This window comes from Microbulbifer variabilis ATCC 700307 (genome assembly GCF_000380565.1).
Lineage (GTDB): Bacteria > Pseudomonadota > Gammaproteobacteria > Pseudomonadales > Cellvibrionaceae > Microbulbifer > Microbulbifer variabilis.
Map to the genome: position 1 here is coordinate 509,449 of NZ_AQYJ01000028.1, position 20,605 is coordinate 530,053.

The 20,605-nt window shown below is 48.7% G+C and carries 17 protein-coding genes and 1 pseudogene; 5 read left to right on the forward strand and 13 right to left on the reverse strand.

The window, feature by feature from the left end:
- Positions 1–522 precede the first annotated feature (522 nt).
- A complete protein-coding gene (locus tag G367_RS0117970) occupies positions 523–2,496 on the forward strand; it encodes an alkyl/aryl-sulfatase (RefSeq protein WP_157533608.1) in 1,974 nt (657 codons plus the stop codon).
- Positions 2,497–2,574: 78 nt separating this feature from the next.
- Here the strand turns inward: G367_RS0117970 and G367_RS27010 are convergent.
- The 5 genes and pseudogenes from G367_RS27010 to G367_RS0117995 form a co-directional block, all read right to left on the reverse strand.
- Positions 2,575–4,473 (reverse strand): annotated as a pseudogene (locus G367_RS27010) (DNRLRE domain-containing protein); the annotation flags it as partial.
- Positions 4,473–5,114: an Lcl C-terminal domain-containing protein gene (locus tag G367_RS0117980; RefSeq protein WP_020414554.1), complete on the reverse strand. Its 642-nt coding sequence runs from the start codon at positions 5,112–5,114 to the stop codon at positions 4,473–4,475. The gene G367_RS0117980 and the pseudogene G367_RS27010, both read right to left, overlap by 1 nt.
- Positions 5,111–6,712 (reverse strand): ethylbenzene dehydrogenase-related protein, encoded by a 1,602-nt coding sequence (locus G367_RS0117985; protein ID WP_040629045.1) that lies wholly within the window; start codon positions 6,710–6,712, stop codon positions 5,111–5,113. Before G367_RS0117985 ends, G367_RS0117980 begins: the two co-directional genes overlap by 4 nt.
- Positions 6,713–6,816: 104 nt before the next feature.
- The gene (locus tag G367_RS24210) at positions 6,817–7,419 is read right to left on the reverse strand and encodes a glutathione S-transferase family protein (protein ID WP_020414556.1); all 603 of its coding nucleotides are present in this window, start codon (positions 7,417–7,419) and stop codon (positions 6,817–6,819) included.
- Between the two features lie 82 nt (positions 7,420–7,501).
- The gene (locus G367_RS0117995; protein WP_020414557.1) at positions 7,502–7,753 is read right to left on the reverse strand and encodes an HP1242/YdcH family protein; all 252 of its coding nucleotides are present in this window, start codon (positions 7,751–7,753) and stop codon (positions 7,502–7,504) included.
- Between the two features lie 117 nt (positions 7,754–7,870).
- Between G367_RS0117995 and G367_RS0118000 the strand changes: the two genes are divergently transcribed.
- Positions 7,871–8,101, forward strand: a complete 231-nt coding sequence (locus G367_RS0118000) for a hypothetical protein (protein WP_020414558.1) — start codon at positions 7,871–7,873, stop codon at positions 8,099–8,101.
- A gap of 81 nt (positions 8,102–8,182) precedes the next feature.
- Here G367_RS0118000 and G367_RS0118005 read toward each other — a convergent pair whose 3' ends face one another.
- The 5 genes from G367_RS0118005 to G367_RS25315 form a co-directional block, all read right to left on the reverse strand.
- Positions 8,183–8,875 carry a TetR/AcrR family transcriptional regulator gene (locus tag G367_RS0118005; protein WP_157533611.1) on the reverse strand — a complete coding sequence of 231 codons (693 nt, stop codon included), beginning with the start codon at positions 8,873–8,875 and terminating at the stop codon, positions 8,183–8,185.
- Between the two features lie 206 nt (positions 8,876–9,081).
- Positions 9,082–10,101 (reverse strand): cytochrome d ubiquinol oxidase subunit II, encoded by a 1,020-nt coding sequence (locus G367_RS0118010; protein WP_020414560.1) that lies wholly within the window; start codon positions 10,099–10,101, stop codon positions 9,082–9,084.
- A complete protein-coding gene (locus G367_RS0118015; protein WP_020414561.1) occupies positions 10,098–11,489 on the reverse strand; it encodes a cytochrome ubiquinol oxidase subunit I in 1,392 nt (463 codons plus the stop codon). The genes G367_RS0118010 and G367_RS0118015 overlap by 4 nt, the downstream gene beginning before the upstream one ends.
- 241 nt (positions 11,490–11,730) lie before the next feature.
- On the reverse strand, positions 11,731–12,288 hold the full coding sequence (locus G367_RS0118020) for a GbsR/MarR family transcriptional regulator (protein WP_020414562.1): 558 nt from the start codon (positions 12,286–12,288) through the stop codon (positions 11,731–11,733).
- Between the two features lie 183 nt (positions 12,289–12,471).
- Positions 12,472–13,416 (reverse strand): DUF1853 family protein, encoded by a 945-nt coding sequence (locus G367_RS25315; RefSeq protein ID WP_020414563.1) that lies wholly within the window; start codon positions 13,414–13,416, stop codon positions 12,472–12,474.
- A gap of 226 nt (positions 13,417–13,642) precedes the next feature.
- On the opposite strand from G367_RS25315, the gene G367_RS0118030 reads away from it, so the two are divergent.
- On the forward strand, positions 13,643–14,554 hold the full coding sequence (locus G367_RS0118030; protein WP_026305232.1) for a bile acid:sodium symporter family protein: 912 nt from the start codon (positions 13,643–13,645) through the stop codon (positions 14,552–14,554).
- 50 nt (positions 14,555–14,604) lie between these two features.
- Here the strand turns inward: G367_RS0118030 and G367_RS0118035 are convergent, their stop codons facing one another.
- On the reverse strand, positions 14,605–15,393 hold the full coding sequence (locus G367_RS0118035) for a Crp/Fnr family transcriptional regulator (RefSeq protein ID WP_211214950.1): 789 nt from the start codon (positions 15,391–15,393) through the stop codon (positions 14,605–14,607).
- On the opposite strand from G367_RS0118035, the gene G367_RS0118040 reads away from it, so the two are divergent.
- Together G367_RS0118040 and G367_RS0118045 are read left to right on the forward strand one after the other, a co-directional pair.
- Complete coding sequence (locus G367_RS0118040; protein WP_020414566.1) at positions 15,377–16,144, forward strand: class II aldolase/adducin family protein; 768 nt, start codon at positions 15,377–15,379, stop codon at positions 16,142–16,144. The genes G367_RS0118035 and G367_RS0118040 overlap by 17 nt on opposite strands.
- 185 nt (positions 16,145–16,329) lie before the next feature.
- Positions 16,330–17,277, forward strand: a complete 948-nt coding sequence (locus tag G367_RS0118045) for a glycosyltransferase family 2 protein (protein WP_020414567.1) — start codon at positions 16,330–16,332, stop codon at positions 17,275–17,277.
- A 36-nt stretch (positions 17,278–17,313) separates the two neighbouring features.
- On the opposite strand, the gene G367_RS0118050 is transcribed toward G367_RS0118045, so the two are convergent.
- Positions 17,314–19,677: an autotransporter family protein gene (locus G367_RS0118050; protein ID WP_026305236.1), complete on the reverse strand. Its 2,364-nt coding sequence runs from the start codon at positions 19,675–19,677 to the stop codon at positions 17,314–17,316.
- A 120-nt stretch (positions 19,678–19,797) separates the two neighbouring features.
- Complete coding sequence (locus G367_RS0118055) at positions 19,798–20,562, reverse strand: OmpW/AlkL family protein (RefSeq protein WP_020414568.1); 765 nt, start codon at positions 20,560–20,562, stop codon at positions 19,798–19,800.
- Positions 20,563–20,605 lie beyond the last annotated feature (43 nt).

A 20,605-nucleotide genomic window follows, 5' to 3' on the forward strand; every position in this document is an offset into this window, starting at 1 on the left:
GAGTCCTTCACTGCCGGAGTCAAAAGGGTTATATAGACTATATTGGCGACTTGGTTACCTTTATTCTGCTATCTCAAGTGCCAGCGCACAGTATATGCCTGTCTTTTCAACGTCTGGTTAAATCCTGTTTGTTAATCGTGAAGGGTTGCTCAAGAGCAGGGTTAAATTTCGCGTATTTCATTTTTAAGCTGATTTATAGGGGCGCTGGAAATTATTGTTTGTTGACTTGGTCGTAACGGTTTTTTCTGCCGCCTTGAAGAAATATAAATTACTACTTATTTCGTCGCTTGAATATCAAGGTTCTTACAGCGGATTTGGCTTAATTTGCGCCAACTAAATTTCGGCGGCAGAAACAACAAATAGCTTTCCTTTTGAATGGTGTGATTTTTTCTGTCTTTCGTTGGCAGAATTCCACCGAGGTTTCAGGGAATTAGAGTGGGAGACCATTTTGTATCTGGTTACCCTCTCCTGTCTTAAGTATGGAAATGGAGTGTCATGCGTAACCAGCCTGGGGGAGCCTCTATGCGTTCATTGATATTATTGTTATCACTTTTCCTCATTGCCTGTGGCAGTGAACCCGAAGCCGGTATTGATATCTTCAATGCTGAAATAAAGCCTGCCTCGAAGGCAACTATCGTCCACAACCAAACAGTTTCTGATCGCTTACCATTTACTGATAAGACAGATTTTGAACTGGCCAAACGAGGATTTATTGCCACTATTCCCGGCGCCCAGATTAAAAATACTGAGGGACGTGAGGTGTATGGTTTATCCCAGATGCAGTTCCTGCAAGGTAGTTCTGCTCATACGGTAAACCCCAGCTTATGGCGGCAGGCCCAGCTCAACGCGTTGAACAATGGGTTGTTTAAGGTGGTGGATGGTATCTACCAGGTGCGCTCCCTGGACCTGGCGAATATGACCCTGGTAAAGGGGGATAACGGCTGGATTGTTATCGATCCCCTGACATCTGCGGAAACTGCGTCTGCGGCGCTCGCCCTGGCCAACAAATCTCTGGGAGAGAGGCCGGTCAGCGCGGTAATTTTTACCCATAGCCACGCGGATCATTTTGCCGGGGTGACGGGGGTCCTGACAGCTGAGCAACTGCAGAGTGGTTCGATTGATATTATTGCTCCAGAGGGATTTGCAGAGGAAGCGATCAGCGAGAATGTGCGCTCTGGCAATGTGATGCAACGGCGCGCCTTATACCAGTTTGGTGACCTCTTGCCCTCAAGCCCTGATGGGTTTGTTTCTTCAGGGCTTGGCAACCGGGTATCCGATGGTGAGCATGGCATTGCCACACCAACGGTTGTAATCCCTGAAGCCGGTGCACAAATGAAAATTGACGGCGTGGAGATTGAGTTTGTTAATACTCCGGGGGCGGAAGCGCCGACTGAAATGGTATTTTTCTTTCCCCAGTTTAAAGCGTTATGTATGAGTGAAATAGCCAACCATACACTGCACAATATCTATACCCTGCGTGGTGCCAAAACAAGAGACGCCCTGGCCTGGAGTCGTTACATTGAATTTGCGATGGAGAAGTTTGGTGGGGAGACAGAAGTAGTATTCAGTAGCCATCACTGGCCTACCTGGGGGAAAGGGGAGGCTATGGATTATCTCGCCAAGCAGCGGGACCTGTACAAATATATCCACGACCAAACGCTGCGCCTCGCCAATCACGGCTATGACATGATCGAAGTTGCTGAGAGGCTGGAATTGCCTGAAAGCCTTTCACAGGCCTGGGCTAACCGAGGGTATTACGGCACGGTTAATGTCGGTGCCAAGGCTGTATACAATCGCTATTTAGGTTATTTCGATGGCAATCCGGCTAACCTGCACCCGGTTCCCCAGGAAGAGGCGGCTCAGCGCTATGTGGAATATATGGGGGGGGAGGAAAGCATTATGGCGCGGGCACGGCGGGACTTTGCTCGCGGTAACTACCGCTGGGTGGCCATGGTACTGAAGCATTTGGTTTTTGCCGAGCCGGATAACGACCAGGCCCGTTACCTGCTAGCCGACAGCCTGGAGCAGCTGGGTTACCAGGCAGAATCCGGTATTTGGCGCAATTTTTACCTCTCAGGTGCGAAAGAATTGCGTCATGGTGTTGAATTTCGAGAAGAGGTATTGCCGGCTGAAGAAATAGTCGCCAGGGTGCCCTTGCAGCTGTTATTCGATGCCATGGCCGTGCGACTAAACGGAGAGAAAGCGGCGGATGCGGAGATCCGCCTGAATATTGATATGACCGACACCAGCGAGAAATACCTGGTCGTGGTGCAGAACGGGGTGTTACATGGCTATCCCGGTCGGCACAGTGATGATCCCTCAGCCAGCCTCGCCTTGAGCAGTACCGATCTGCGTTTGATGTTTGGCGGCTTGGTAGGTGCGCCCACCATGATCAGGGAGGGCCGCTTGAAGGTGAGTGGCAATCCCCTGGCCCTGATTAAATTCGGCAGGCTCTTCGATAAGTTTGACCGGAACTTTAATCTCGTTACGCCATAGCAAAGTAAAATCATCGGTTTTTACAGCTTTGGGTAGAGGTCCGGCAATAGTGGTGCAGTCGGCCTCAACCGTTAACTTCGCCGAGGTACCGGTTTCCTTGGAGGTGAAGTCGACCCCGTTGCTGCCTGAGCGGGGAGCGATAACCAGGCCGGTATTGCCACTATTTATCCAGCTTTCTATAAGCCCTGAAGAAGTCAGGTCGATTCGCTCAACACCTGTGTAGAACGGGACAAAACTCTCTGCCAGGTCATCGCGCACCGAGGAACCGCCAACGGAGTTCCAGGTTACAGACTCCTCTTGCCAATCATTTGCGGCCAGGTAAACACCGTAGGTATTGCCGGACCTATTGGTGACATTCAGCTCCAATGTGGCGGTATTGATCGAGCTACAGGCGGTGAGGTCTGAGAGGTCGAACTTGATCAGCGAGTACAGGGTACCAAAAGTGGAGTCACTGCCATCGGCAAGCAGCCCACCGGAATCCCCATCAAAATTACTGGATGAGTAGCGTGAAGAAATAAACACATCGTCAGTCACTGGCAATATAAAGTTGTTGCTGCCGCTGCCATCTTCAGAAATAACGCTGCGGTCCGCGTTGTTGCGTATTAAAGTCATGGCCTCACCGATACGGTTGGCACTCCACCAATTCACATTACTGGGTAATACCAGTGGATCTGCGGTGCGATCTTCTCGCGATAAGGTGCTGGCGGTATCGTTAAATTCGGCAGTACGCACCACCAGTTCCTCTGCACTCACCTGAATTACTTTGAATTGCTGGATACTGGCCATGTCGATAGTCCAGGACTTGGCATCGTTGGCAGACCGGGCCGGAGCCCCCCAGCTGCCCTCCCCGACATAGACAGTGCCGCCGGAAGTGGTTGTGGAGAAGTTACTACCACTTGGGATGACTGCCTCGGTAAGTTTGGTGAGGTGGGTATCGGACTCCACTACCAGGTTCATGGCGTAATCGTAGAAAGGCTGTGCCCACCAGCTGAACAGGGTGGGGTTGTCAGACTTGCCTGTGTAGTGGGGAAATAAAGGCTTATGGTATTGCGCAAAGCGCCAGCTGGCAGCACTGCCTGATGCTGATAAGTCACTTTCAAGCCAGTTATTCATGGCAGTTGCATAGGAGGACCAGCCACTGTTCTGGAACTGGCTGTTGAGGGTATATACACGCAATAGGGGAGAAACCTGCACAGCACCATAGGTGTCGCTGGGAGTGCAGTCACCGTCGCCATTAAAGTCCACGCCGAAGACCTGGCAGATGGTGGAATAATCATCGTCCTCATGATTGCCGTGTGTGGGAATTAACGGGTAGATGCGTTTGTAACTGTAACCATCGATATTATCGCTGGAATAAGTCAGCTCCCAGTCGTCCAGAAACTCACGCATTTCCGATGCACTATTCGCGTTGGTAAAGTCTCCACCGTGCATAACGGCGAGGGGGCGAATTTTTGCGAGCAGCTCATTTCCCTGCCGGCGGGTGGTATGGCCAGTTCGGGTATCACCGCCGGCAACCACTACAAATGGGGAATTGTGCGCAGGTGCAGTCCGGAACCAAAAACGATCCCCGCAGCCATCTTGATCACAGATACGAAAATAAACGGGGGAGTCTGCATTTAAATCCTGTAAGCGCACGAAGTGACTGGTGATACCGCCATCGAAGCTTTCGCTGTTGCTGACATAGGCACTATTCCAGTTACTTTCGTCGGTGGAGTAGCCATAGTTTAGGTAGGGGTTATTGCTACTGCCGTCAGGTGAAAAGCCAATCACTGCGCTGCTGGAAGCATCACTATCCCAAGAGAGCCTGTAATGTTTGGTTGCGGCACTGGCACCCATTGTAAGTAATAACGCCGAGATTGTAAGAGCACTGCCAAAATATCGTCTCATTAGAGAAATCCTTTGGAAATTGGGACCATTTTTGTGAGAGCGTCGCGGCCTGGAGGGGGGGTGGATTGCATGGCAGCAACGCGCAGGCATTATTGAGGAGCTTTGTGACAGGCTGTTGAACGACTGGTTACCAAGCGGACGAATGCGGCATTACGATAGGGAATTGTGACCCTGTCCCCACCAATAAAATTCACAGCAGTACCGCCGACTGTTAAATAGCGGTAAATACCGCTCAGTTTCTGTTTATTTTCACTGGTCCAGTAATCGCCTCGCATGGTTTTTGGAAAGTACTCGGACTCAATTGTGGGACTGCCCGGTTTATTGTCTTTGCTGATAATCGTATTGATCTCACTGAGAGTGGGCAGGCGCCAGTTGCCTGCTTGACACAGGCGCTCGCGATTAGTGTGCCGGATCAGGTCTTCAGTATCGCAGCGGTTCAGCTCAAAGTAGCAGTCGCCATTATTGGCAACGCCTTCGCTATCAATAAACCAGGAGTAGGTCCAGCGTCCATCGTGGATGTCCTCGTTGTCGGTTTTTACTTCCCATAAGAGACCACTACGCTTGTCACAGACGCAGGACCAGGGACCTTCCCAGGCGCCGAGTAACTCCCCCTGCATATTGACCTTGACCAAGTAATGTTCCGGTGGCTCAGGATTTTGTGGGGCACGGACTATTGCTGCCGCAACCAGTGTGAAAGGTAGAGCGAAGACCAGAAGTAGGCGAAGTATCATAAGGTTTTATCAAAGCTGAGTTGAATGGCGCGGCTGTGGCGAGTATGGGCAATTTGTGCACGGTCAAAGGCGGAGACCCACATGCAGATGCCGTCCACAATAGGAATATCTTGGGAAGAGCCGGTATCCAGTTTGCGCACCAATTCCAGGGACCAGTGGCCATCGCGCCAGATACCACGAGCGCGGACATCTGCACGGTCGCCCTCAAAGCGATTGGAGGTATACAGCACCGAGGGCATCAAGGTACCCAATGGGAATTGGTCGTGACTTGAAGAATAGGGTTGGTAATCGAACCAGGAAATAGTCCAATCCGGGCTTTGACTGTGGGGGAGAGAATACTGATAGGGAGCCAGCTGATCTGTTTTTGCAGGTAGGCGCTTGGGGGTGATTGTAGTGGGAGAATACCACTTCCAGTTCATTCTATAAGCACCGGACTCTTTGCTATCCTGCTGGTAACCTGCGGTATAGCGACGTGCACCGGGACGCACTTTATCCGGTTTGCCGATAAAGTTGTCATCAGCCAGGTGCATCTTATTGGTACGTACTGCCTTCCAGTGCCAGAGGTCATGCACCTGCTCGGAGGTACTGTAATGGTAGCCCTTGCCGTGCCAGTTTGCGGGTTTATCAGCCAGTGGGGATTGTCCCAAATGGGCGGTGCCAGCTGCGGCGAAAGAGCAGTTTTCAGAAAGGAGTATTGCGAATTTATCTTCGTAATGACGTTTTTCATCAAATATCTTATAGCCTGATTGCAAGATTTCCCAACCTTCTGCAGTTTTTTTCAAGGGCAGGTGGGCGAGGCTCTCATTGGGATCTTGCCAGGTGATATGAAAAAAAATTTCCTGACCATTTTGCAGGGCCTTTAACTGCACATCGGAGCGGCCTTTATAAAAATTGGCCCCACCATCAGTACGTAAGGTGAGTATTTGAGCCTGTTGCCATTGTGGTTCTGAGGCCATGCCATCGATGTTGATGATGGTATTTGGTGAAATCTCGGCGACTGCCAGGGGGTGATGGGAATATCCGTGAATTAAATACCAGCTTCCCACTAAAAGAAAGCCAAGGGAGAACGTGCCTAGAGATAGTGAAACTAAAGGAAGGTATTGTCTTTTGGGCAGTGATGGTTTGAGGATAAATGGAAGTGCACGCAAGCCAAATTGCATAAGGTAAACACCGCCGTGCATAAAAATATAAAAGACAAGTCCGATGGCGCTACAAAAGTGAATCGAGCGAAGCCAGGGGAGTGGGCCCAGGCCGTTAAACAGTATCCAACCGCTCAACAGTGAAGTTATAAGCAGGGAAACACCACCCCAGGTAACTAGTCTGTGATAATTGATAGGCTTGGGCGTCGATATTCCAGGCAGGTTTCGAAAATAGGGGATGCGTGAGATCAAATATCCTGCAGCGGCCAGGGAAAGTAAAATTGCGGAGACAAAGTGAACAGTATGGACCTCTCCTTGGGGGAGAAGCTCTGCAATAGTAATAAGCGCAGGCTTATCCAGGGTTGCAATACGCAATCCACTGAAAAGGCTACAAGTTACCGCCACAACAGCGGCGCCGTGTAGAAGTATCCACGAAGGGCTCTTCGATCTATTTGACATGGCGGCGCCTCAAAAAGCGCTCAGGCTATCGATAGGATATGACAGTTTAGAGAAGAATTTATGAGACCAGGAATTGAAACCTGGCCTGAGGGTGGAAACTAGGGTTATTCGTGCAAGTGAGTGGCACGAAAGCTTTCACGAGCTTCAAGGTTTTCCGATAGGGCAGTTAACTGTGGTCGTCCATTGCGCCAATCGAAATCATCATGACGGAAGTCCAGATATGACAGGGCTGAGCCAAGGTTAATATGGATCAGGCTGAGCTGTTTGGGGAGCTTTGATACATTTGACTCAAGGAAGTCCAGTGCCCTGGTGATTGCGTCGTTAAAACGTTGCCACCAGAACTCTGAGTGCAATCCTTCGTGCTTACGCAGTTTTTCCATTTGTCGCTGCACCAGGGTTTCCATCAATCCTGAGGTCGTGCTGTAAAGTGTGCGCAGATCCCAGTCATTCTCCATGGCTTTACTCAGGTGGCCATCTCCAAGTTGTTTGTCCAGGTAGGCACAAATAACTTCGCTGTCCATAATGGCACTGCCATTGTCCAGATTCAGGCAGGGCACTTTGCCAAGGGGATTGCTGGAGATTAATTCCTGTTCATTTTGAAATGGATGGGAAAATTGCTCAGTGATAACAGACTGGAGTTTATGTTCATGAACGACAATACGGGCAGTTCTAGAAAAGGGAGAGGAATAAGTCAGGTAGAGTTGCATGGCGCCATCAACTTGTTCTGATTGCTTGTGATTTCAGTGTGCTGAAAGGCGCCGGCAATGTCCAGACAATAGCCATCGCAAATTAATGATGGGTAATCATTCCTGTGATGCGGTTATAGAGATGCTGCTTAAGATAAGCACGCTGTTTTTTTAGGCTGGAGTAGTGGTCGTCATCAGTGCCTATCCCGCTGTCTTGAAGACCGCGAATTTGTTTATCAAGTTTTCGGTAGAGGTCGTTCTCCAGTTTGAATTGCAGGTCATCCCTTAGAAGTATCTTGATGGTTTCTGCATACTCTGGGAAGTCCGATTCCAGCTCGTGCGCGGCAATGGGCATATGAGAACCTCCACTTGATCCAGTAAGAGTTTCACTACGAATTCTAGTTCGGGTCCAGATGGTCACAAATGGGTCGATTGAATACTGCCCTTTTAGGGCGGAAATGGGCAATTTGTGATGACAGATATCGATGAAAAATCAAGAATAAGTAGTAATAAACGAGTGATTTTTAAAGAAGTTTCCGTGATTTATTTTACCTGGGAAGTTGATGATATTTTTCTTTTTCAAATAGGCCTTCGTTTTTGGAAAGCTAATGATTTAGGGGTTTTGGGTTGTGATGGTTATTTGTTTTTGAGTTTGTTGGAATTGAAGAATAGGATGTGGCGAATAAGTGATGGGCAAAAATAAACCCGGCAATTTTGTTGCCGGGTTTATTTTTTAAGCAAGAGTGGATTGAGAATCCTCTACTAAAAGAGGCCTGTACGCTGTTTAGGCTGAAGCCTCCAGCGGAGCGAAGCGCAGTTGGCGCCTCTGTAACAGTTCTCCCAGGTAAAGCTTCAAGTATGCGGCTGCCGCTCGCTTACCTTCAGCCGCGGACTCATCGGTTATTCTTCCGAAACGCGAGTAAGCCTGGGAGCAGAAAGAGTCATTGATATTGATCGCACACATAAAGCGGTCGCGCCAATCCTGCGATGGAGGCAGTTCAAACTCGCGAGACAGATTCTTTATCAAGGTGTCTGCCAAACGCCAGTTATTTTCCATTTGCAGTTGACGCAATGCCCAGCTGGATTGCGGTCCGTAGTGTACCTTCAGTGCAGAAATATTGTCTTCATAGTAGCTGCGTACCAGATCACACAGCTGATTGAGCATATCCTGCCAACTTTCCGCAGGTGAAAAGTCTGAATGGCCCAGCACTACGTCTCCGAAAGACTTGTAGTGCCGTTCTGCCAGGGCAGTAAGGCTGGCATCCACACTGGGAAAGAAATGGTAGACAGATGCTGCAGGAACCCCGGCTACCTGGCTCAGGTTTGCGAGGCTGATATCGGTTGAATCCTGCTCAGCGATTAAGGTTTCCAGCGCATCGAGAAGCTTCTCGTATTTCTCGCGGCCGTTCTTACGTTGTGGTTTGCGCGGACTAGCAGTGTCGCGCCGGCTGATAGCCCGTCGATCGATTTGGTTCAAATTCACCTCCCCCTTAGACAAGCGCAATCTGAAAGCGCCAGAAATGCGCTTTACTTCCTTGTAAAAAATTGTCTTCTGGAATTGATGATTATTATCGTACCAATTTCGGCGAGCAAGGGGATTTTGTTTGATTTGTGGGGTAGTTCCGCGCTACCAAATTTTATTTGAATAGATGTTGCTACCCCTTGAAAGTGGAAACTATTTCTTCAGTGATAGTGAAGCTCGGTTGCTTTGCCGCGAAATACCCGGTAAGAAAAAGCGGTATAGGCAAGAATGACTGGTATGACAATCAGCGCACCAACCAAAATGAACTTGAGTGATGCAGTGGCGCTGGCCGCCTGCCAAATATTCAGCTGTCCCGGCACGATATCGGGAAAGAAACTGAAAGCTAAGCCGATAAAGCACATCAAGAAGATGATCACCACCATAGTGAAGGGAAGAGCGCTATGTCTGTCATTACTCTTCGGCATTCTTGCCAGCAGGACATCATTAAAGATAAAGGCCAGGAAGCAAAGGGTGGGGATCAGCAGCACAAACATTACCAGCGGATAGGTAAACCAGCGATCAAAGACGGTTGGATTGACCAAGGGGTTGATTACCGATACCGAGAGAACACCGAGCAGGGTTGCGCGACCGGCCCTGCGTGCCCAACGCACCGAGCGCGCCTGTAGCTCATTTTCGGTTTTTAACACCAGCCAGGCCGAGCCCATATAGCTGTATGCGGCGGTAACACCCAATGCACTGACGGCAGAGAACAGTTGTGCCTGCCAGCCGGGTGTAAAACCCATGACATACTGCCCCAGCATGTAGCCCTGGGAGAGACTGGTGGTGAGGGAGCCCGCTTTGAAAGTTCGGTCCCAGGCGAGTTTGTGTCCTACGGCGGCCTTGGCACGGAAGTCGAATGCCACACCTCGCATGATTAGCCCGACCAACATAATTGCCGCGGGAATATAAAGGTGCATCAATACCAGGTTATGGGCGATTGGAAAGGCGATCAGCAGCAGGCCGACAGCCAGTACCAGCCAGGTTTCATTGGCATCCCAGAAGGGGCCAATTGAGGCGATCATAGTGTCTCGCTGAGGCTCATCCTCTTCGCCCATAGGAAGTAGGATACCGACTCCCAGGTCGTAGCCGTCGAGAATAGCGTACACGAGTACTGCGAGCCCCATCAGGCCAATGAAAATTACGGGCAGCCAATAGGCAGCGGAAGTTGCCCCCTCACTCATTGTGAATCCCCCTTTGTCGACTTCTGGGTTGAATGAGGCAGGTTGGTCAGGCTGCCTCCTGCGAGCGGTTCTTGTGTCTCAAACTCCTCCACTTTGACTGACTTCAAGGCCATTACTTTCAGGGTGTGTATATAGGCGTATAAAAGGATCACGTAGACAATCAGGTAAAGAGTTAACGAGAAGCCGACATGAGAGGGAGGTAGCTGGGTGACTGCGTCAGCGGTTTTTAATACACCTGTAACAAGCCAGGGTTGGCGACCGATCTCTGTTACATACCAGCCGGCAAGTGTCGCTACCCAGCCGGCAAAGGTCATTCCCACCAGGGTTTTCAGTGCCCAACGAGGAAGTTCTTTTCGCCGCCATAACAGGTAGCAGCCGCCCCAGGCCACGGCGAGCATCAACAGGCCTACACCCACCATAATGCGAAAGGCGAAAAATACCGGCGCTACTGGGGGGTGGTCTCCTGGGAATTCATTAATACCTCGTACTTCGCCATCCAGCTCGTGGGTTAGGATCAGGCTGGCCATTTTGGGGATGGCAATCTCGAAGTGATTGGTTTTCTCCTCGCCATCAGGAATTGCGAATAGCAGTAAGGGCGCACCTCTCTCCGTTTCCCATACACCTTCCATAGCTGCCACTTTTTGCGGCTGGTGCTCAAAGGTATTGAGACCATGTAAATCCCCCACAAAAATCTGGATAGGAATGAGAACTGCCGCCAGCACCAGACCGGTTTTCAATGCCAGGCGCGGGGCGCGTTTGGGGTCGCCTTTCAGAATGCGATAGGCAGAGATTCCAGCGACAAAGAAGGCTGCCGTTAATCCCGAAGCCAGCAGCATATGTGTCAGGCGGTAGGGAAAAGAGGCATTGAAAATAATTGCGAGCCAGCTTTCTGGGTAAGCGACACCGTCGCGCATTTCAAAGCCAGAAGGGGTCTGCATCCAGGAGTTAAGAGCGATAATCCAGAAGGCGGAGAGTGTTGTGCCTATGGCTACAACAAATGCCGAGAAGGTGTGAACTTTGCTGGGAACGCGGTTTATGCCAAACAGCATAATACCGAGGAATGTGGCCTCGAGGAAAAAAGCAGTGAGTACTTCATAACCCAGTAATGGCCCTGCGATATTACCGACTTGAGCCATAAAGCCTGGCCAGTTGGTGCCAAACTGGAATGACATGGTAATACCGCTGACAACCCCAAGGGCAAATGTCAGGGCAAAGATCTTCACCCAAAATCGATATGCGCGCATCCAAACAGGATTATTCGTCTGGTCATAGCGGAGCTTGAAAAAGACGATAATCCAGGCGAGAGCGATAGTGATAGTGGGAAATAAAATATGAAAACTGATGTTGGCGGCAAACTGTATTCTGGAGAGGATCAGAGTATCTAGCATGGGTGCCTCTGCTGGTCGGAACTATTTTTAACCAGATAACCGGGTACTCTTCCTGAGTAACCCGGGGGTGCCCGAAAAAACACCAATGCAGAAGTATGGACCTGCCAGTAATTTTTTGAGCGGTTACCGACGCTGGGTCGGCGGCGGTATATCCTTATACCGCTTTTTCTGTAGCCCGCTGGATTTCTCAATCCCCGGGCTGACTACTTCTATGTATTTCTTTTATTGCCGTGGCGTACTTTTAGTCGGAGCTTGACGTTCCCCCTGTAAGTCTGCTTTTGAGTTCCAGCAGCTTGACGATGCCTGAGCCAAGCTTCATCAATTTAAGCAGGTCATCATGCTCCAGTTTGCTCAGTGTATTGGCAAACTCCTCCAGTAACTCCAATAGGCTGTAGACCTCCTGGATCTTTTCCTGGGCCTGGGCTTCCTGCTCATCCTGGGGCTCATTGAGCAACAGCTGGCGCAGTAGGCTCAGGGTTGGGTCTAGTTCCCGTTTTCGGCGCTCTTCAAAGACTGTGCGTGCCAGGTCCCAGATTGAACCGGCTGCGGTGAAGTAATCCTTGCGATCTCCCGGCTGGTGGTGCAGTTCGATCAATCGCCAGGCCTGTAACTCCTTAAGCCCCATACTCACATTGCCACGGCTGATTTTGAGAGCCTGGGCAAGTTGCTCTGCATTGAGGGGCGATGGGTGGATAGTGAGCAACGCAAACATCTGACCGACAGTACGATTAAAGCCCCACCGGCTGCCCATCTCGCCGAAATGCAGTACGAACGCCTGGGCTTGACTGGAAAGTTTCATGGAATTCTTAAGTTTCAGAAATTTCTGAAAATTGTAAATATAAATTGATCTATGTCAATAAGTAATCGGAAATTGTTTGCCTTAGGCGAGCTACAGGGAAGGAAAGGAGACAACTTTAGGAGGGATATTTCGGATAGAGGCTGTTTGGGCTGCTCGCTGAGTACACCACACTCACCTCTGTTTTCAGTGGCCAGTCAGGCTTGCCAGTGCCTCTGGATACCAGTGTTTTGGAACAATGAATCCGCGGCAGACTTCCCCGCTTTTATCCTTTGCCGCAACACATAGAGGACGGTCAACAGGGGCTTTGTCCAAAGCCTTCGGAAGCTCATCAGAGTGACTTTCGCTAGTGAGGTCCGGTTGCAATGGAGCCAGCCAGGTAGGTTTAGGTAAATAAAACCAGCGTAAAGATTGATATTGAGGGAAAGTGCTTAAGTAGAGGTTGAAGCTATCCGGGTCGGCCCACCAGAATTGCATTTGTCGTTTTGATAGCTTCCCTCTGGCTTTAGCAGGGCCCTCCAATGCGTAAAACAAACGTCCGGGTATCAAGGCCCACTGCTGTTCAATTTTTAAATTTAGATCTTGCAGAAGGTGCACTACCTCAGGGCACCGGATTAATGGCAGCTGGTGCTCCGCCATACGCCTCAGCTTGATGTCCAGACGATCCCTGAGCCCAGGGCCAATCCAAAAATGGCCAGGTAGCTGCAGGTAAAATTTCACTGCAACCTCCCAGTGTTCGCAAGTATCACTGGGGAGGTGCCGTACCACAAAGTCCAGTTCACCCAATGTTTTACCAGCGATACGCAGAGGTAAGTTGTGGTGCAGCAGTTGGTAGTCGGGGTGATGTTCAAAGACAAAGGCCCACAGCCTCTCAAAGTACACACCCAATCGGGATGTGGGTTTGCGCTCGCTATAGTGCTGCAGGAATGCCTCGAGTTGCGGTGAAAGTTTCTTGTTGACTTGTGACTGAGCGAAATACTCCAGTAGCCTTTTTCGTCTTTTCTCCGGCAACCATGGCAATGTTGTGGGTAAAAAACTTGATTCAAGTGAGCCAGTAATACCCGGACTCCCCACAGCCCATAGTAAATTGGACCAGTGATCCACTGGTGCACTAGGGAAAATCTGTGACATAAAAAGTGTGACTGCCCTGAAATCAATGCTGGGCAGTGTACCAGAGGCGGCACTCTTCGGTGGACTGTGCTAGGGTTCAATATCGCACAGCGAAACAATAAAAATACGAAATAAAATCTGGTAACTCGAAATAGTGGTTTTACATAGGTGTTTCATGCGTGTCGCTCTATCAAGTGGCCACCTACTAACCGGGTTACCAAAATAATAATAATCTCAGGAGGCTAGTGTGGAATCAGGACCCATGATCTCAATCGGTCTGCCGATTGCGCTGTTTATTATTATGGTCGGAATAGGGATGACCCTGACGGCCAAGGATTTCCATCAGGTAACTGTGAAACCCGCTGGTTTGGTGGTGGGTACTATCACCCAGATTCTCCTGATGCCGATTGTTGCTTTCGCATTGTGCTGGCTTCTTAGCCTGCCCCCTGCGATTGCCGTAGGTCTCGTTATTATCGCGGCATGTCCGGGAGGCACTACCTCAAATCTTTTCACCCTGCTCGCCCGTGGCAATGTAGCCCTGTCTATTGTTCTTACTGTGTCTGCAAGCCTGATCACTATCCTCAGCCTGCCATTTTTCACCAACTATGCACTGCGAACCTACTTCGGTGCTGAACAGGAAATAGTGCTGCCGTTTGCGAAAACTGTCGTGATGTTATCAGTCATCGTATTGCTGCCGGTAGTTATCGGGATGTTGGTGCGAGCCTGGAATCCTCACTTGGCCAGCCGTGCAGAGGGTATTGTCAGCATCTTTGGCGCGTTGGTGTTGCTGATTCTTGTGGTAGGGCTTGTGTGGGGCATGCGCGATCGTATTGATGAGCTGGCGACCCAGGCCGGGCCTTCAGTAGTCCTGTTAAATATTCTGGGTGTTTTGTTGGGTTTAATGGCCAGCCGGCTTTGTGGCTTGCCTAGCCGTGAGGGCTTGGCGGTAGCTACTGAATTAGGTATTAAAAATGGCACTATTGGCCTGATGGTAACCTTGACTCTTCTACACTCCAGTGAAATGTCGGTGCCCTCTGCGGTCTATGGCGTCCTGATGTTCCCATCGGGCATGTTGCTGGCTCTTTATGGCCGCAAGAAAGCCCGGGAGATGGAAGGGGCAGGAGATAAACAGGCTGAAGAAATTGGAGAGGCTGGGTAGAAACTCTGTCAGTCATAGCCTGGCCAACCAATGTTTGCTCGGGCTGTGATTTAATCAAGTTCTTCAATATAGGCATGAAGACGGCTTAAGTCTGGTACTTTGATGTGACCGTAAGAGGACTCGATCAGCCCTTTAGACTCAATATTTTTTAGTACGCGATGAACTCCCTGCCGGGTCATGCCCATGGTGTTGGCAAGTAGTTCACGGGTGAGTCGAAAGCTCACTGCGCCACTAATATCCTTACCGTGATGCATCTGTGCCATAAAGAACAGGCGCCGTGCAACTCTTGCTTCGGTACCCCGCAGGACGTCGTCCTGGATAATCGACATTACTGCCCACAAGCGGAGGCTTACTTGTTCCAATACTATTGGATAAGCCTCTGGATGGCGGCGCATCAAGTTGCGTAATTGTTCGCCTTGAATATCCACAATAGTGCAGTCACTGTGAGCGTTGGCGCCAAATACTCGGGGAGTACCAGGGCAAAATACCGTATCGCCAAACCAGGCTCCGGAATCCAGTATGGCAAGTGTGGCTTCGCGCCCTGAAATATTACTCGAGCAAATACGTACCTGCCCCTCGGCAATAATTGACAGGCGTTCCAGTAAAGAGGCAGGTGGATAAATCATATCCCCAGTGCCGAAGCGCCGTACTTGTGCTCCTTGCGCAAGCTGCTCCATGGCCTCAATTGGCAATCCGGAGAGCAGAGGACAGGCATCTAAAATGGCCGCAATAGTATTCATTCGCCAAGTGTAAACAAATTGACAGTCTTTGCGGTAAGGCTCATCCAGAATCGAGGCTCGAATAAGAAAACAGGAGAGCATCATGCAACTGGAAATCATGCCTTCACTAAAGGGAAAGGTCAGTGAGGAAGAGTGGCAATTACGTGTCGACTTGGCTGCAGCCTACCGGCTAATCGCTCATTACGGCTGGGATGATACGATTTTCACTCATCTTTCCGTGCGTATTCCGGGCCCCGAATCTCACTTTCTGATTAACCCGTTTGGAGTATTTTTCGAGGAAATTACCGCTTCCAGTCTGGTCAAAATCGACTTGGGTGGGGAAAAGGTTGACGACAGCGGTGCGATGGTGAACCCCGCGGGATTCACTATCCACAGTGCCATTCACGAGGCTCGAGAGGATGCTCACTGTGTTATGCATACCCATACTACTGCGGGTGTGGCAGTTTCAGCACATGCCGAAGGGCTGTTGCCGATTTCCCAGCAATCCCTTTTTCCCCTATCGAGCATTGCCTACCATGATTATGAAGGCATTGCCGTGCGTGAAGATGAGAAAGCGCGGTTGGTCTCTGACCTGGGTATGGCGAACTACATGATCCTACGTAATCATGGCCTGTTAACCTGCGCCTCCACCATTGCAGATACCTTCCTCGCCATGTTTATCCTGCAGCGTGCCTGTGAAATACAAATTGCTGCGCTCGCCGGTAATCCTCCTTTGACCCCAGTTCCCCAGGAAATTGTGGATAAGATCGTTAGTGAGGGAGACATGGTTACAGGTAGCCAGGGAGGCTTGCTGGCGTGGCCGGGACTTCTGCGCAAACTGGACAGGGTAAATCCTGGCTATTGTGAATAAGTTGACTAAATATGGCCGCGAATCAGTGAGTTATTCTATTTAAGGTGCGTATCAACAGTTCTTTTATCTATGTTAATGGACCATAGTTCCAAATTTGATACTGTTGAGCATTTTTCATGTACACCTTGATGTATATTATTTTTTATAAGAGGTAACCAGAAGAGTGACATATTTTGGTTACCTTGATGGTCAAAAAAAATAGTTTTCGGTTACATGACATGCTTCAATACTTTTTGAAAAAAAGGCTCAGAAGCCACGATTTAAATAACAACTTAAAGTTGGAGTCTCTGGTTCGCAGTCATCTGTTGAGCCAGCAAACTCTAACCAGTGTTGAAGAAGGGGTAGGAAATAATAAGCCAGATAAAATCGTTGTTTCGTTGACATCCTTCGGTCGACGTATCCATGATGTTTATTTATGTGTGGAAAGTTTATTCCAACAATCCCTCAAGGCTGACGCTATAGCTCTGTGGTTGTCCAGAGAAAATTTTCCCGATGAAAAAGTGCCGGAGATGTTGCTGAAGCAGCAGCAGAGAGGTCTTCAGATTTTTTTTGTTGACGGTGATCTTGGCTCTTATAAAAAATACTTTTACGCATTTAATCAGTTCCCGGATAGTTTAATAATTACTGTAGATGACGATGTCTTATACCCACCGGACATGGTTGATATGCTGTACCAGGCTTATTTACGGGAACCCTCATATATCCATTGTCATCGTGCCCATCAAATCACCCTTGATAAGACTGGAAACCTACTTCCCTATGAGAAATGGAGATTAAAGAGGGAAAGCTGGTGTGGCTTCTCCAATACCAAACCTTCCCATATGGTATTCCCAACCGGGGTTGGAGGAGTGCTTTATCACCCTCATGCTTTGCATAAAGATGCGTTTGATAGTGAGAAATTCCTCAAAATTTGCCCTGATGCGGATGATATTTGGCTAAAGGCGATGAGTATCAGGCAGGGAACTAAGGCAGTCCGTGTGTCGGATCACCGTCACTGGCGGGATCGGTTTTTAACAATACCAGGTGCCCAAGGATCTGGCTTAAAAAATACAAACCTGAAAAGGAAATCTGGCAATGATTGCAAGTTAAAGAAGGTATTTTCTGAATATCAATTGCTAGATAAGCTGCAATAAAAAGCGCTAATAATGAGCCGCTATAATTGGTACTTGCTACCATTTATAGCGGAAACCTAGTTCCAGGCCACCAACAAAGCTATCCCCAAGATTTTCCAGGCTACTTGAATAAAATATTTCTGAGTATATTGAGCAATGATCTCCACACTCTTCATAACTGGCGCCCATACGAAGCTCACCAAACCAGTTGTCCGGTTCCTGATATAGGCGGGTTCCTGAAACAAGCAAGTCTGTTTCCTGGTCGAGATTAAAAATCAAGCTTGGTGTCATATAGAAGCTAAAGCGCTCCAAAGGTAGCGAACCATACATTTTCCGGCTTGATTTGCGCTGGCTTTTTCTTTTCTCGAATGCGGTACCCAGGCGCAATAAAAGACCATTGTTATTGATATCACTCACGAGAACTTCGTAAGTATCCTCGATATCCTCTGCTTCCTCAGAGGTATAAATTAGTTGGGCCAAAGGAGTAATGGAATAGTAATCGTATAATTTGAAGCTCCATCCGCCCTCTATGGATATGGCATAACCGTAGGCTTCGCCACTGTTATGCAGAGTACGTAGATCGTAGGCATCAAAATCGAAGTCAAACCAGTCCAGTTTTAATTGCGTATCCAGATATAAGCCCTGGTAGCTGTACCAGGTTAAGTATGCGCTGACACCATAATTTCTGACATCAATGTCACCATCGCCAAAGAATGAATCCACATCATTTTTAGCATCGCCATAATGCAAGGTCATACTTGCAACTGGCGAACTGCCCAGGACTGAAACATTCAGGGGTAGATCCGCTCCCAGTTGCAATTGAAAATAATTTTGATCCCAGCTGGCCCAGGTGGTGGATTGGCTTGGTGAGGCGCTAATATAACGTGCACTACTACGTATCCACAGGCCTTTGCTATCGATAGCAGTTTCTTCTGAACTACTGTAATCAGTATTAAGAAGATCTTTATAACTGCTACCCACCCAAAAGCGGTTTCCTACACGACTGCGTAAGGGGGTGGGAAGGTTCAGGGAGCGAAGTATCTGTGGTAGGGATTCATATAATACCGCAGTGGGTTGCCAGCGAGTCATTCCACCTTGTGGAAATTTGTTTGAGTCATTTACTACAGAGCGCAGGTACCAGTCACCATCATTGTTACCTGAAACTCCGTTGTGATGAAGGGTATAAGCATAAGCTCCGCCAATAGCTGCTTGCTGGTCATCCTTGGTGACATAATCACCATTTAACACAAAAGCATTGTCCGTAGATGATTCTGATACCGAAATTAGTTTAATGCCGTTACCTTCGGTGCGGGCTCCTTGTCCATCAAGGTTAAAAACTGTAACTGCTGTAGTGCCGCTGGCTTCGCCTTCAATAAACAGGTGGTCACTTCCCGCATTATCACCTTCAAGGATTACATCCATCCATAGGCGGCCATTGCCGCCAATATATTGGCCATAGCTACCATTACTATCTTTTTTTACTGTTAGTTTATTGAATTTTTGATTAACCAGATCGATAGTTCCATCATTGGCAACATTGCCAGTCACGGTATATTCGTCAGTATCAAAAAAAGCTTGCCCTCCCCACTTGACGTGCAATCCCAGAGGGTTGCCATTGCTATCCTGGCCTCCGCCGACGTTGAGGCTGCCGGAAAAAATCATTTTAGAACTACCCCAGATAACAACCCTCTCCCAATTATCTAACTGGGTTCCATCTACGCGATAATCCAGCTTGAAAATCAGAGTATCAATATCACCATCTTCAGCGCTGAGATCATCACCACCATTAAGTATGGCGTCGCCCTCGAAGGAGTAGGAATCTATAACCAGAGTGTCTGAGCCATTGCCACCTCGAATTTCATTACTGAGCCCCTCATCCCAGTGGATATAGTCGTCCCCTTCGCCGGCATCCAGGTAATTAAAAATAAAACCACCATCCAAGGTGATTTTGTCATTTCCATCGCCACCCCAAACATGGAAAGACAACCCGTCCAGAATTTGAATATCATCATCGCCGGCACCGCCGTGAATACCTCCACCGCCAAGATAAGTGCCAACATCACTACTGCGTTCGTTCAAGACAATAGTATCTTCGCCATCGCCACCATCAACCAGGTTGGTCACTATGGCCCCAAGAATATGGATTTCATCGTCACCGGATCCCCCATAGGCATTATTGAGGTTGCCGCCATTTAGATTTAGGGTGTCATTGCCTCCCAAGGCATTAACGTCTGCGTCTTCAGCATCGTTATCTTCATCACAGGTAATTTGATCTGGGCCATCTGAACCGGTATTTCCCGGAGTGCACTCCGCTACAGCAGGATGGATCGATAATAAAGGTAAGAATAATAAGAGGTATGAAATAAGGAATCGAGGTTTAAAGATAATGAGCAGCTGGTTTAATTTATGTTTGATGACCACAATGACTCCGATAAATAATATACGGGGAGCAGACAGCTATTGACTCATGTAGGCTGACTGCTGTGATCCACTGGTAAAATTCAACAGGTGAATCTAATAGCTGCAATTAATGAGGTGTTTTTAAAACTTGGTTCCCACGCCAATATTGATTACCCATGGATCGTAATCAAAGTGGGCGTAAAGTCGATCACTGCCCAGTTCGGTGGGGAAATCCACTGTGGGATCTGTATCAGACATGTAATAAAGCGCTGCAAGATTAATTATTAGTGGATACTGAAACTGGCGAAAATCCAAATTGAAGTCCACCCCGGCCTGTAGCGCCCAGTCCCAAGAGTGCCCCATATTAAATGATCCAGGTGCAACGGCCATGCCTGAATCTATCAGATATTCATTAAACTGGCGGCTGATTGATACTGTATGGTAATTGGTATAGTTAATCCCAGCTCCTACATAGGGACGGGTGAAATAGGAAGGGTCCAAGAAATACCAGTTTGCGAAAGCGAGTGTGCTAGAGGCCTTGAAATCTCCTAACTGGATTTGGTCACGGCCCGGATTGCCTGTGAAGTTATCCAGGGTTACGTCATATGAAGCGTTATTAATATGCATCAGTTCAAAGCCCCAACGATCTGTGGGGCGCCAAACTCCTGAGATCTGCCAGGTTTGCGCGGTGTCCATTTCCCAGGTTGTATTGTAAAGATCCCACTGTTGAAGAACTCGATATTTCAGTGATGTAGCTGCATCATTGGGAGTAACATAGCTGAGCCCGAACCTAACTATAAAGTCACCCCACTCTATGTCACGCCAGTCCTCTTGGGCATGAGAAAAGTTTGCACCAAAGGTCAAAAGAAACGTAATTGCGGTGCAACTTAGTCCCTTAAGTTTCATCACTATGTCCCTCTATAAAAATTCTGTACTTGCGCAGGAAATT

What these genes read in the sequence shown, in the direction of transcription:
- G367_RS0117970 (WP_157533608.1), top strand. Translation starts at nt 523, where the DNA reads ATGCGTTCATTGATATTATTGTTATCACTTTTCCTCATTGCCTGTGGC.
- G367_RS0117980 (WP_020414554.1), bottom strand. Translation starts at nt 5,114, where the DNA reads ATGATACTTCGCCTACTTCTGGTCTTCGCTCTACCTTTCACACTGGTT.
- G367_RS0117985 (WP_040629045.1), bottom strand. Translation starts at nt 6,712, where the DNA reads ATGTCAAATAGATCGAAGAGCCCTTCGTGGATACTTCTACACGGCGCC.
- G367_RS24210 (WP_020414556.1), bottom strand. Translation starts at nt 7,419, where the DNA reads ATGCAACTCTACCTGACTTATTCCTCTCCCTTTTCTAGAACTGCCCGT.
- G367_RS0117995 (WP_020414557.1), bottom strand. Translation starts at nt 7,753, where the DNA reads ATGCCCATTGCCGCGCACGAGCTGGAATCGGACTTCCCAGAGTATGCA.
- G367_RS0118000 (WP_020414558.1), top strand. Translation starts at nt 7,871, where the DNA reads ATGACAGATATCGATGAAAAATCAAGAATAAGTAGTAATAAACGAGTG.
- G367_RS0118010 (WP_020414560.1), bottom strand. Translation starts at nt 10,101, where the DNA reads ATGAGTGAGGGGGCAACTTCCGCTGCCTATTGGCTGCCCGTAATTTTC.
- G367_RS0118015 (WP_020414561.1), bottom strand. Translation starts at nt 11,489, where the DNA reads ATGCTAGATACTCTGATCCTCTCCAGAATACAGTTTGCCGCCAACATC.
- G367_RS0118020 (WP_020414562.1), bottom strand. Translation starts at nt 12,288, where the DNA reads ATGAAACTTTCCAGTCAAGCCCAGGCGTTCGTACTGCATTTCGGCGAG.
- G367_RS25315 (WP_020414563.1), bottom strand. Translation starts at nt 13,416, where the DNA reads ATGTCACAGATTTTCCCTAGTGCACCAGTGGATCACTGGTCCAATTTA.
- G367_RS0118040 (WP_020414566.1), top strand. Translation starts at nt 15,377, where the DNA reads ATGCAACTGGAAATCATGCCTTCACTAAAGGGAAAGGTCAGTGAGGAA.
- G367_RS0118035 (WP_211214950.1), bottom strand. Translation starts at nt 15,393, where the DNA reads ATGATTTCCAGTTGCATGATGCTCTCCTGTTTTCTTATTCGAGCCTCG.
- G367_RS0118045 (WP_020414567.1), top strand. Translation starts at nt 16,330, where the DNA reads ATGGTCAAAAAAAATAGTTTTCGGTTACATGACATGCTTCAATACTTT.
- G367_RS0118055 (WP_020414568.1), bottom strand. Translation starts at nt 20,562, where the DNA reads ATGAAACTTAAGGGACTAAGTTGCACCGCAATTACGTTTCTTTTGACC.